This window comes from Paenibacillus sp. Soil522 (assembly GCF_001428245.1).
GTDB lineage: Bacteria > Bacillota > Bacilli > Paenibacillales > Paenibacillaceae > Pristimantibacillus.
Window position 1 is genome coordinate 59,290 of record NZ_LMRV01000043.1, and the last position, 12,369, is coordinate 71,658.

At 48.1% G+C, this 12,369-nt stretch carries 14 protein-coding genes and 1 rRNA gene; all 15 read left to right on the forward strand.

Features of this window, described 5'->3' with window-relative positions; translation table 11 throughout:
* Positions 1–6: 6 nt before the first annotated feature.
* Entirely contained in the window at positions 7–1,011 is a 1,005-nt protein-coding gene (locus tag ASG81_RS13700) for a peptidylprolyl isomerase (protein ID WP_056634850.1), read from the forward strand.
* Positions 1,012–1,136: 125 nt separating this feature from the next.
* Positions 1,137–2,075, forward strand: coding sequence for a cysteine synthase A (gene cysK / locus ASG81_RS13705; RefSeq protein WP_056634853.1), 939 nt, complete (start codon positions 1,137–1,139; stop codon positions 2,073–2,075).
* Between the two features lie 112 nt (positions 2,076–2,187).
* Positions 2,188–3,756: an anthranilate synthase component I family protein gene (locus ASG81_RS13710; protein WP_200961505.1), complete on the forward strand. Its 1,569-nt coding sequence runs from the start codon at positions 2,188–2,190 to the stop codon at positions 3,754–3,756.
* A 32-nt stretch (positions 3,757–3,788) separates the two neighbouring features.
* Positions 3,789–4,370: an aminodeoxychorismate/anthranilate synthase component II gene (gene pabA, locus ASG81_RS13715; protein ID WP_056634859.1), complete on the forward strand. Its 582-nt coding sequence runs from the start codon at positions 3,789–3,791 to the stop codon at positions 4,368–4,370.
* Positions 4,367–5,242 (forward strand): aminodeoxychorismate lyase, encoded by an 876-nt coding sequence (pabC, locus tag ASG81_RS13720; RefSeq protein WP_056634862.1) that lies wholly within the window; start codon positions 4,367–4,369, stop codon positions 5,240–5,242. The genes pabA and pabC overlap by 4 nt, the downstream gene beginning before the upstream one ends.
* Before the next feature lie 78 nt (positions 5,243–5,320).
* A complete protein-coding gene (folP, locus tag ASG81_RS13725; RefSeq protein WP_235548864.1) occupies positions 5,321–6,169 on the forward strand; it encodes a dihydropteroate synthase in 849 nt (282 codons plus the stop codon).
* Between the two features lie 79 nt (positions 6,170–6,248).
* The gene (folB, locus tag ASG81_RS13730; protein ID WP_056634868.1) at positions 6,249–6,635 is read left to right on the forward strand and encodes a dihydroneopterin aldolase; all 387 of its coding nucleotides are present in this window, start codon (positions 6,249–6,251) and stop codon (positions 6,633–6,635) included.
* On the forward strand, positions 6,613–7,167 hold the full coding sequence (gene folK / locus ASG81_RS13735) for a 2-amino-4-hydroxy-6-hydroxymethyldihydropteridine diphosphokinase (protein ID WP_056634871.1): 555 nt from the start codon (positions 6,613–6,615) through the stop codon (positions 7,165–7,167). The genes folB and folK overlap by 23 nt, the downstream gene beginning before the upstream one ends.
* Positions 7,119–7,328 (forward strand): helix-turn-helix domain-containing protein, encoded by a 210-nt coding sequence (locus ASG81_RS13740; RefSeq protein WP_056634874.1) that lies wholly within the window; start codon positions 7,119–7,121, stop codon positions 7,326–7,328. The genes folK and ASG81_RS13740 overlap by 49 nt, the downstream gene beginning before the upstream one ends.
* A gap of 61 nt (positions 7,329–7,389) precedes the next feature.
* Entirely contained in the window at positions 7,390–8,433 is a 1,044-nt protein-coding gene (gene dusB / locus ASG81_RS13745) for a tRNA dihydrouridine synthase DusB (protein ID WP_056634877.1), read from the forward strand.
* A 299-nt stretch (positions 8,434–8,732) separates the two neighbouring features.
* Positions 8,733–9,209: a transcription elongation factor GreA gene (gene greA, locus ASG81_RS13750; protein ID WP_056634880.1), complete on the forward strand. Its 477-nt coding sequence runs from the start codon at positions 8,733–8,735 to the stop codon at positions 9,207–9,209.
* A gap of 158 nt (positions 9,210–9,367) precedes the next feature.
* Positions 9,368–10,876: a lysine--tRNA ligase gene (lysS, locus tag ASG81_RS13755; protein WP_442952875.1), complete on the forward strand. Its 1,509-nt coding sequence runs from the start codon at positions 9,368–9,370 to the stop codon at positions 10,874–10,876.
* 330 nt (positions 10,877–11,206) lie between these two features.
* The gene (locus ASG81_RS32795; protein ID WP_056634886.1) at positions 11,207–11,524 is read left to right on the forward strand and encodes a hypothetical protein; all 318 of its coding nucleotides are present in this window, start codon (positions 11,207–11,209) and stop codon (positions 11,522–11,524) included.
* Positions 11,502–11,699: a transglutaminase-like domain-containing protein gene (locus tag ASG81_RS32800; protein WP_235548866.1), complete on the forward strand. Its 198-nt coding sequence runs from the start codon at positions 11,502–11,504 to the stop codon at positions 11,697–11,699. The genes ASG81_RS32795 and ASG81_RS32800 overlap by 23 nt, the downstream gene beginning before the upstream one ends.
* A 583-nt stretch (positions 11,700–12,282) precedes the next feature.
* Positions 12,283–12,369 (forward strand): 16S ribosomal RNA (locus ASG81_RS13765); the annotation flags it as partial.

Below are 12,369 nucleotides of genomic sequence, written 5' to 3' on the forward strand. Positions count from 1 at the left end.
AGGGTAATGAGGAAATACGAGGTGCTGAGGGCCGTTGTCATCCTTCAAGCCGTATGTATGGTTGTGTTAACGGTAGTCGTAGTTGTGAAGGTGTGGCCGGGGAACGATCGACAGCCGGATAAAAGGCCGCAAACGAATGTAGGCAGCGAAGGAGAGAATGCGAATCCGAGCAAGCCTGGTCAAACGCCGGTCGTGGGTTCCCCGGGTCAAACGGATCAGCGGCGAATTATCGCTAAAGTAGGTTCAGAAGAAATCACGGTAGCCGACCTGGAAGAGGAGCTTCATAAGCAATATGGGGAAGCTGTTCTGCGAACGCTAATGGTGCACAAAGCGATTGATTTAGAAGCAGAAGCTGCCGAGCTTAGCGTATCAGCTGAAGAGCAAAACCGAGAGTTGGAAAAAATGGTTGAAGGCTATGACAGCGAGACGCGATTCTATGAAGTCATGAAGGAGCAGCTAGGCATGACCAAGGAGCAGGTGCTGGAAGACCTGCGCTACCGCTTGCTGCTGGAGAAAATCGTCACCAGTAGCATTAATGTCTCAGATGAAGAGGTCGATCGTTATATCGCGGATCACCCTGAAGATTTTGAACCGCGAATGCAGCTGCATCTGCAATGGATTAAGACGGAAACGTTGAAGGAAGCGAACGCGGTGCTGGCGCAGTTGACGGACGGTGAGGACTTTGCCATGCTGGCGCGAACGTACTCCATTGACTCCTTCACGGCAGATTCAGGTGGCGACTTAGGCTTAATCGATTCGAATGACCCGTTCTACAACCTCGAAATGCTGGATACGGCTAGCCGATTGCAAGTGGCCGAAATGGCTGGTCCCATTGAGGTTGACGGGGGCTATGCGGTTATCCGTCTCATCGAACGCCAGATGACAACGAATTTGACAGGGCGCAAGCTTCATGATTCGGTACGCAAACAGCTGGCGCTGGAACGCGCTAAATCGTTGACGGAAATGGAAGTCGAGCTGCTGAACAAGTATGATGCTGTGAAAACGGAATAGCATCACTAGAGGTGCGTTTTCAGCGTGTGGGAAAGTCACTATTGACAACGGATGCAAGACATTGTTAAGATGGAATTAGTGAAAATACCAACTGAATTAGTCGGAATAAGGGGGCAGTTATTTCCATGGCCAAAATTGTGCAAAGTGTTCTAGATCTTATCGGTGATACTCCGCTTGTTCGTTTGAATCGTCTCGTGCCTGAAGGAAGTGCAGAAGTATATGTTAAGCTTGAATACCAAAATCCGGGTGCAAGCGTAAAAGACCGTATCGCAATCAGCATGGTTGAGGTAGCGGAGCAAGAAGGAATCATTAAACCAGGAGATACAATCATAGAGCCTACAAGCGGCAATACAGGAATCGGACTAGCACTCGTAGCAGCAGCTAAAGGCTATAAGGCTATTCTTGTAATGCCTGAAACAATGAGTATTGAGCGCCGCAACCTGCTTCGCGCTTACGGTGCAGAGCTTGTATTGACTCCAGGCTCCGAAGGTATGAACGGTGCGGTTCGCAAGGCTGAAGAGCTTGCATCCGAGAATCCTAACTACTTCTTGCCGCAACAATTCAAAAACCAAGCAAACGTGAAGATTCACCGCGAGACGACTGGTCCGGAAATCGTTGAAGCGATCAATTCCCTTGACGGTAAATTGGATGCATTCGTTGCTGGTATCGGTACTGGCGGTACCATTTCAGGTGCCGGTGAAGTGCTTAAGAAAAATTTCGAGGGCATCAAAATTTATGCAGTTGAGCCAGCTGCTTCGCCGATTCTTTCCGGCGGCAAACCAGGTGCTCACAAAATTCAAGGTATCGGCGCTAACTTTGTACCGGATATTTTGAACCGCGATATTTATGATGCTGTTATTGCTATTGAGAACGAGGATGCGTTCGAATACGCTCGTCGCGCAGCGAAAGAAGAAGGCATTCTTTGCGGTATTTCTTCTGGCGCAGCGATCTGTGCAGCACTTCAAGTTGCGAAAGAGCTTGGCGAAGGCAAGCGTGTTGTTGCGATTGTTCCAAGCAATGGTGAACGCTACCTTTCGACACCGCTTTTCAACTTCGAAAACTAATGATTACTGCCATACCGGACAGCCTTTCATTCCTCGGAATGGAAGGCTTTCTTTTTACTCCGCTATTCTGTATACTGAGCAAAATAAGTCAAGTAATCGGGGGTTGAGGGTGATGGTCACCGCAATGGAGCAGTGGATTCGGTGGCACGCCGAACGGAAATATACAATGCTGCCGCTACTTAAGCAATTGCCCTTTCAGCTCGAAAATCGGGCTGGCGTTTCTTCATGGGAAGAGGTATGGCAGGATGCTTCGCCATATGCTTTTGTACTTGAGAGTGGTAAGGATGGGCGCTTTACTTATTTGGGCTTGCATCCTGACGGCGTTATACGCGGCAAAGGCATGTCTGCCGAGTCGGTACAATTTCAATCGCTGGAAGAGCAAAGCAAGCACCGGTGGGAAGGAAAGCCGCTCGAGGTTGTGAGGGAGTGGATGAGCGGGCAGACTGGTCCTAGGCCTGCGGATGGGCCAAAATGGATAGGCGGCTGCGTCGGTTTTTGGGGATACGATATTATACGTTCCATTGAACGGCTGCCGACGCTAGCCGAGGACGATCGGGACATTCCGGATTACTTGTTCATGCAAATGAACGAGCTTTGGATTATCGATCATGTACAGTCGAAGGTGTATTGCGCGGTCCATACGAAGGTTGATCTTGATGCGGATGAAGAAGAGCTAAGCGCTGCTTATGAGCGTGCGTTGTCGAGAGCGGAAGGGATGACTGATTATTGGTTAACCTGGTTTGACGAGGAACGCGCCAAGGAGAAGGCGGCATCGCTTCGAACAGAGCGGCAGCGATTAATGGAAGACGATTTGCTGCAAATCGACGTTGAGTCTTTCTCTGGTATCACTTCGAAGTTCTCGAAGGAAGCTTACATGGAGGCCGTTCGCAGTATACAGCGGTATATTGAGCAAGGCGATGTATTTCAAGTTAATTTATCGGTACGGCAAAGCAAGGCGGTTGCGACCTCGCCGGAAGAGCTTTATGAATGGTTACGACTGGTTAACCCGTCACCGTATATGGGCTTCCTGCGCTGTCCCGACTTTCAGCTTGTATCGGCATCGCCGGAGCTGCTGGTTGAGCTTCGCGAGAGCATGCTTGCAACGAGACCTATTGCGGGAACGCGGCGTCGGGGTAGAACGGAAGAGGAGGATCTGCGGCTAGCCGATGAGCTTCTCTCGAATGAGAAGGAACGGGCCGAGCATATTATGCTCGTCGATCTGGAACGGAACGATCTCGGACGTATTTCTGCCTACGGTACGGTTAAAGTGGAAGAGCTTATGGTCATCGAACAGTATTCGCACGTCATGCATCTCGTCTCTCAGGTAGAGGGTCAATTAGCAAGCGGCAAGGATGCTTATGACGTCATTTCGGCAACCTTCCCGGGTGGAACGATTACCGGCGCGCCGAAAATCCGCACGATGGAAATTATAGAAGAGCTTGAACCGACACGCCGGGGCCCCTATACAGGATCGCTTGGATGGATTGACTACAATGGCGATATGGAATTTAATATAATTATTAGAACCATGGCGCTGAAGGACGGGATAGTACATATTCAAGTCGGAGCGGGTATCGTAATCGATTCTGAGCCGGAGCGAGAATATAAGGAATCGTTAAACAAGGCAAAGGCGCTATGGAAGGCCATTCAGTACAGCGAACGGTTTGCGGAACACGAATAGAAAGCGGAACCGGATAAAGGAGGAGCCTTAACATGATACTGGTAATCGATAATTATGATTCTTTTACGTACAATTTAGTTCAGTATTTGGGTGAACTTGGAGAAGAGATTATCGTAAAGCGCAATGACGAGATCGATTTGGCAGGTATAGAGGCTTTAGCGCCGGATCATATTTTGATATCGCCAGGCCCTTGCTCGCCGAATGAAGCGGGCATCAGCCTGTCGCTTATTGAGCATTTCAAAGGTAAAATTCCGATTTTTGGCGTTTGCCTAGGCCATCAATCGATCGGACAAGCTTTTGGAGGCGAAGTCGTGCGTGCGGAGAAGCTGATGCATGGCAAAACGTCCGCTATTCATCATAATGAAAAATCGATATTTGCAGGTATGCCATCCCCATTTACGGCTACACGCTACCACTCTCTCATCGTTCGCCGTGAAACGCTGCCCGATTGCTTGGAAATTACAGCAGAGACGGATGAGGGAGAAATTATGGCTCTTCGTCATAAGGAGTATCCGATTGAAGGGGTGCAATTCCACCCTGAATCGATTATAACGGAGCATGGATTGACGATGCTTCGTAATTTCTTGCAAAATCGGACGGGATCAGCACGATGAAAATCGGACTGAACGGCTCCGTATTGGAAGCGAGCGAAGCCGTGATCTCAGTTTATGATCACGGTTTTTTGTACGGTATGGGGTTGTTCGAAACCTTTCGCACGTACGAAGGCAGACCTTATTTATTGGATAGGCATTTGATCCGTTTGCGGGCAGGCTGTGAGCAGCTTGGCATCCGGTATTATGCCGATTCTGGACTGATCAGGGGCTGGGTAAACGAGCTGCTGGAGGCGAACGGGCTTAATGATGGTTATGTGCGCATGACCGTTAGTGCAGGGGAAGCTGAGCTGGGCTTGCCGACCGGCGATTATGAGCAGCCGAATGTGTTAATGCTCGTGAAGGCACTGCCTCCAGTTAATGATGCGGTTCATATGCGCGGAAGGGAGCTGCGTCTTATGCGGACGCGGCGGAATACGCCGGAAGGCGATGTTCGCTTCAAGTCTCTCCATTATATGAACAATATTATTGCAAAGCGTGAGCTGCTGGCTAGCGGTGCTTCCCCAGGCGCCGAGGGCCTTATGCTTAGCCGTGAGGGCTGGCTGGCTGAAGGAATTGTCAGCAATTTGTTTTTTACGAAGAATAACGTGGTTTACACGCCCGATATTGCTGCCGGAATATTGCCGGGCATTACGCGCGAGCGGGTGCTTGAGCTGGCAAGGGGTGCGGGCTATAAGACAGAAGAAGGGTTTTACGGCTGGGATCAGCTGCAAGCGGCTGATGAGATTTGGCTTACCAATTCTATTCAGGAGCTTGTTCCTGTAACGACTTTATCGGATGCAAACGGACAGAGCGCAATGGTCGGTGACGGTGAAGCTGGAGCGTTGACTAGACAATTACTGTCATTATACCGACAAACGACGACAGTTGACTAAGAAATGCAGCTGATTAGCTGATCTATTGGCTGCGGCTGTAACATTGAAACAATTCGAATGAAGGATGGCGAGCTAACAGTGGATCAACAACCAAGTTTCCATCAAAGAGCATATGAATTGGGCGGCGGAGCGGATTTAGAGCTAGGCCGCCGCACGTTAATAATGGGCATCTTGAACGCTACTCCCGACTCATTCTCCGATGGCGGGCGTTATACGAATGTAGATGCAGCTGTTACACATGCGATAGCGATGGTAGAGGATGGCGCAGATATTCTCGATATTGGCGGCGAGTCGACCCGTCCAGGCTTTGAGCCTGTGGAAACCAAAGAGGAGCTGCGGCGCATTCTTCCCGTTATTCATGCGGTACGCAAGGCCTTGCCGCACATTCCGCTCTCGATTGATACGTACAAAGCGGAGACTGCACGCCAAGCGCTAGAGGCAGGTGCTCACATTATCAATGACATTTGGGGTCTTAAGGGTGATCCCAATATGGCAGCGGTTGCAGCTGAGTACGGCTGTCCGGTCATTATCAACCATAACCGCCACGAACGGGACTATAACGACCTCGTCCCGGATGTGCTCGCTGATCTGCAAAGCAGCGTCAGCATAGCCCGTACAGCCGGCATCGCCGAAGACCTGATATGGCTGGATCCCGGCATCGGCTTCGCCAAAACCTATGAAGACAACCTCGAGCTGCTTGCTCGTCTATCAGAGCTAACGGCGCTCGGCTATCCGGTGCTGCTCGGCACCTCGCGCAAGCGGTTCATCAAGCAGACGCTGAATCTGCCTGTAGAAGAGCTCGTAGAGGGGACGGCTGCGACCGTCGCCCTCGGCATCGCGCATGGCTGTCAAATTATGCGCGTGCATGATGTTCACTCGATTAAACGGACCGCGCTTATGATGGATGCAATCCTGTATCGCAGCTAAATTATTTCATGGCGGACACCGCGTGGCACAAGGATAGATTTTCATTTTAGATATGCTGCATCTTAGGAGAAGGATAAAAATGGATAATATGATGGTTAAAGGGATGAGGTTTTACGGCTATCACGGCGTATTTCCTGAAGAAAACAAGCTGGGTCAGCAATATTACGTCGATATTGAGCTGAAGATGGATTTGGAGCGGGCGGCGCAAACGGATGATTTGAACTTCACGGTTAATTATGCGGAAATCCATGCTCTTGCCAAAACGATCGTAGAAGGCCCTCCATTTAAACTAATCGAAGCTTTAACGGGTCACATTGCATCACGGGTATTGGAAGCTTATACTATGGTAAACGAAGTAACGGTTCGAGTAACGAAGCCGCATCCGCCGTTCGACATCCATTTTGACGGAGTAACGGTAGAGCTGCGCAGAAAGCGGGATGCTGATGGACGAACAATTCCCGCATGAAGGAGCACAAGCAGAGGCTTACATCGCATTGGGCTCTAACATGGGCAATCGCGAACAATTGCTTCTTGCGGCGATTAATCTCATTGACGAGCACCCGGAAATCGAAGTAAGTAAAGTGTCAGGCATGTATGAGACGGACCCGGTAGGCTATACGGAGCAACCGCCTTTTCTCAACATGGCATTAGCTGTGCGAACGGGGCTTCCCCCGTTATTATTGCTTCGGCAGCTGCTTTCTTTCGAGCAGCAATTAGGAAGAGTTCGACAAATACGTTGGGGACCGAGAACCATTGACCTCGATCTTCTCCTATATGATAATGTCAGAATAGATCAAGAGGAACTGATATTGCCGCATCCACGCATGATGGAGCGGGCGTTCGTGCTTGTGCCGCTGCATGATGTTATCGATCAATCGCATCCTCTGCAGGCTGAGGTAAGTTCAGCGTCTAACGCGGCGCTTCTGGATGGAAAGGAAGGCATCACGTTATGGAAAACAATCAATTGGCGCAGCGCGTCAGAGCCTTTCGAAAGCTGAAGGGCTATACTCAGCAGGAGCTGGCCAAGGAGCTTGGCGTGTCGGTAGCTGTTCTCGGCTCATTGGAGCGCGGAACGAGAAAGACAGATCCGAAGCTGCTAAGCCATATTGCCAAAACGTTAGGAATCAGCTACGAGGAATTAATGGCTGACGATCGTTAATAACGATTCGTAGGATACGATATATGAACAATAAACAATTAGAAGAGGAGCAAGGAGCGACATGCTGAAAATCGGAGACATCGAGATGAAGAACAGAGTGGTGCTAGCGCCGATGGCAGGCGTGTGCAACCCGGCTTTTCGATTAATTGCTAAGGAATTCGGAACAGGTCTTGTGTGCGCGGAGATGGTTAGCGACAAGGCGATTTTGCACGGGAATAAACGGACGTTGGAGATGCTGTTCGTCGACGAGCGGGAGAAACCGCTCAGCCTGCAAATTTTTGGCGGTGACCGGGAGTCGCTAGTCGAAGCGGCTAAAGTCGTCGATCAACAAACGAATGCTGATATTATTGATATTAATATGGGCTGTCCGGTGCCGAAGGTAACAAAGTGCGATGCAGGTGCCCGTTGGCTACTGGACCCTAATAAGATCTATGAGATGGTCTCGGCAGTTGTTGATGCCGTACAGAAGCCGGTAACGGTGAAAATGCGCATTGGTTGGGATTCCGAGCATGTTTATGCGGTCGAGAATGCGCGTGCTGTTGAGCGTGCGGGCGGCAAAGCCGTTAGCGTGCATGGACGTACACGCGAGCAGCTGTATACAGGCAAGGCCAATTGGGACATTATAAAGGATGTCAAAGAAGCGGTATCGATTCCCGTAATTGGCAATGGAGACGTTTTCTCTCCAGAGGATGCTAAGCGCCTTCTCGATCATACGGGCTGCGATGGCGTCATGATTGGACGCGGTGCACTTGGCAACCCTTGGATGCTTTACCGGACGATTCAATATTTGACGAACGGCGAGCTGCTCAGCGATCCAACACCGCGCGAGAAAATGGAGGTTGCCATTTTGCATCTGGACCGGTTAGTGGCTCTGAAGAACGAGGCGGTTGCAGTACGCGAGATGCGCAAGCACTTGGCTTGGTACTTGAAAGGTCTTCCAGGCGGCGCTCGTGTGAAGGACGTTATTATGGAAGAAACCGGCCGCGACCCGATGGTATCCATCTTGGAGAACTACATAAAGTCGCTTGAAGAGGATACGGAATTCCAGCCTGCAAGGTCAACCCAAGGCGGAGACGCAGGGTCTGCCGAAGAGGTAGTACACTAAATTTCAAATTATCGGTTAAGCAATTTACCTTGTTCCACAGCAACCGACATTATTCGACAATAGCCGCTATCAAGCGGCTACTGCTTCATTTTCCAGAAATGAAACGGTCTCAATGGGTCGGTTGGCTTTGATTGACATCCAGGGTAACTTTGCAATATAATCGTGCAATATAATCTATAGAACACATCAAGAGCGCTTCAACAACAGTAGGTATGATGATCAAGAAGCGTAATATATTAGGTATCAGTGAATTCATACAAGGTATGAAAAATTAGTCACATGACAGGAGAATCGGAAAGATGAACGATAAGCAAATCATTCTGACTCAAGAAGGGCTGCGAAAGCTCGAAGATGAATTAGAGAACCTAAAGTCGGTTAAGCGTCGTGAAGTTGCCGAGCGTATTAAAGTGGCAATTGGCTATGGTGATATAAGTGAAAACTCGGAGTACGAGGATGCGAAGAATGAGCAAGCATTTATCGAAGGCCGCGTTATTACCCTTGAGAAAATGCTGCGCAACGCGCGTATTATAAATAATGATGATATTGATATTGATACCGTTAGCATCGGTTCGATTGTAACGGTTGAAGATATGGAATATGGCGATACAATGGAATATTCCATCGTAGGCACAGCGGAAGCTGATCCTTTGCAAAATAAGATTTCAAATGAAAGCCCGGTTGGTAAGGCGATTTTGGGCAAGAAAAAAGGCACAATCGTTGAAGTAAACGTACCAGTCGGCATCATTCAGTACAAAATTCTCGATATTAAAAAATAAGGTTTGCTATGTGCGGATCAGAAAGCTTCCTTGTGGGAAGCTTTTTGAACGTTTAAAATATAAGAACGTATATATTTTATTTTACATTGCGTATCTTTTACCGTAACAATCCGGCGACAGCCGCTTACGCTTGCCGAACGACCAAGGAGATGAAAGAAGTGGAACATGAAAACAATGAGCAGGAGCTAAGTGAGCTTTTGCAAATTCGTAGAGACAAGTTGGATGAGCTTAGAGGGCTGGGTGTCGATCCATTCGGACGTAAATTCGAACGCACGCATAATGCCAAAGCTATCGTACAAGCTTATGAATCAATTAGTAAAGAAGAGCTGGAAGGGCAAGCTGTTAATGTCAGCATTGCAGGCCGTATTATGCAGAAGCGAGGCATGGGTAAAGCAGGCTTCGCTACAATTCAGGATTTGAGCGGCAAGGTTCAAATTTATGTCCGTAAGGACACCGTTGAAGAGCATAAATTCGCTGCATTCGATTTACTCGATATTGGTGACATTGTCGGTGTACATGGCGTTGTATTCAAGACGAATACAGGTGAAGTATCGATCAAAGCGCATGATATTGAAGTGTTGACCAAATCGCTTCTTCCATTGCCTGATAAATATCATGGTTTGAAGGATGTAGAGCTTCGCTACCGTCAGCGCTACGTTGATCTTATCGTGAATCCAGATGTACAACAAACCTTTATTACCAGATCGAAAATTATTCAATCCATGCGACGTTACCTAGACTCCCGCGGCTACCTGGAAGTTGAGACGCCAACACTGCACTCTATCGCGGGCGGCGCGGCGGCGCGTCCATTCGAAACGCACCATAATGCGCTCGATATGCAGCTCTACATGCGTATTGCCATCGAGCTTCATTTGAAACGGTTGATCGTTGGCGGATTGGAGAAAGTCTATGAAATTGGCCGCGTATACCGGAATGAAGGAATTTCGACACGCCACAATCCGGAATTTACAATGATTGAGCTGTATGAGGCCTATGCCGATTACAAGGATATTATGGCTTTGACTGAAAATGTCATCGCGCATATCGCGCAAGAGGTTCTAGGCACAACTAAAATTACTTACCAAGGCCAAGAGATTGATTTGACTCCTCAGTGGCGCCGGGTTTCCATGGTCGAGCTAGTCAAAGAAACGACGGGCGTTGATTTCGGCGTGGAGATGAGTGATGAGGAAGCACATCGTTTGGCGAAGGAGCACAATGTTGCCGTCGATCCGCATATGACATTCGGCCACATTCTGAACGCTTTCTTCGAGCAGTTCGGCGAGCACACGCTTATTCAGCCGACGTTCGTAACCGGACATCCTGTTGCGATTTCACCGCTTGCTAAGAAGAGCGAAGAAGATCCGCGTTTCACGGATCGTTTCGAGCTATTTATCGTAGCGCGTGAGCATGCCAACGCCTTTACCGAGCTGAACGATCCGATTGACCAACGTGAGCGTTTCGAGTCACAGCTTGTTGAACGCGAGCATGGCAACGATGAGGCGCATGAGATGGATGAAGACTTCATCCGCGCTCTAGAATACGGCATGCCGCCAACGGGCGGGCTCGGAATCGGTATCGACCGATTGATCATGCTGCTTACGGATGCGCCTTCGATCCGCGACGTACTGTTGTTCCCGCATATGAGAGACCAACGCTCCGCCGAATAAGCTTGAAATAACAGAACCGTTTGGCCATTAGCTGCCAACGGTTCTTTTTTTATATAAGAAGGCAAATTAACATAATCCTGTTTTCATGAAAAAAGGACGATGAAACCGGTTTAGCTTGACTAGAGTCGAGCATTTGCTGCACCAAACCTTAAAAAATGCCCGAATATGCTTATTTTTTTAATCGCAGCTTTTGTTTTTTCGCATCATTCAATGTCACTGCAGTACAAGCAAATGAAGCCGGGACTGCTGCTTGGTTAAATACGAGCAACCTCGGGCAACAGCGTTGTCGCCGTAAAGTACACAGTGAACGCCAAGGTGAAAACAAAGTTTATGATTGCGAAAGGCCTGACAAATTACATGTATAACCTAACTGCAGGGAAAACAGGAGTGAAGTTCCCGCTACAGCTCGGAAATGGTGAATATACAATCTCTGTGCTTGAGAATACGGCAGGCAACAATTACAAACTAATTAAGAAAGAAACGATAACGCTCAGCTTGGAAAGACGGCAAAGCCGTTTACTTGAATTTGATTCAAAACATCGAATAGACAAGCGCGAGCAGTGCAATCATCAAAGCAAAGGAATTAACGAAAAACACAAAAACGGACAACGAGAAAGTAAAAGCCATTTACGATTACATCATTACTAACATTAAATACGATAATCAACTAGCGGCGAATCTATCGGTGGACTACCTGCCTAATATCGACCGCACATTCAAATCGAAGAAAGACATTTGCTACGGCTATGCTGCTTTGTTTGCTGGAATGCTTCGGAGCTTGGATATTTCTACTAAACTAGTTATGGGAACTCGACTTATGTAGAAGTTTACTATGCTTGGAACGAGGTTTATTTGGACGGCAAATGGGTTGCGATTGATACGACTGTCGATGCTGGTTTAAAGAAGAGCAATAAGAAGTTTGAGCTAATCAAAGATGCAGCGAAATATACAGCAACAAAACAATACTAATATGCAGTAGATTAACGGGCTTGTGCACAGATGCAGAGCCCGTTTATATTTGCTTCAATAATATAGCTTGAATATGTTCAGCTTTTATAAAGCAAAAACAAGGCATAGATGTTCCTCAAAAACTTTTAAATAATTTTATAAAAAAAGTACTTGCAATCATATAGGCATACATGATATATTATCTAGGTCGCCAACGAGACACACGGTCGACACGAAAGAAAAGATTGCTCTTTGAAAACTGAACAACGAGTAATAACTGCCTCGCAAATCCTTCGGGATGAGCGAAAAAAGCGATAACAAGNGTCGCCAACGAGACACACGGTCGACACGAAAGAAAAGATTGCTCTTTGAAAACTGAACAACGAGTAATAACTGCCTCGCAAATCCTTCGGGATGAGCGAAAAAAGCGATAAAAAGTAATGAGTAAGTCAAACACCAATTTGGAGAGTTTGATCCTGGCTCAGGACGAACGCTGGCGGCGTGCCTAATACATGCAAGTCGAGCGGATCTTGTCCTTCGGGACA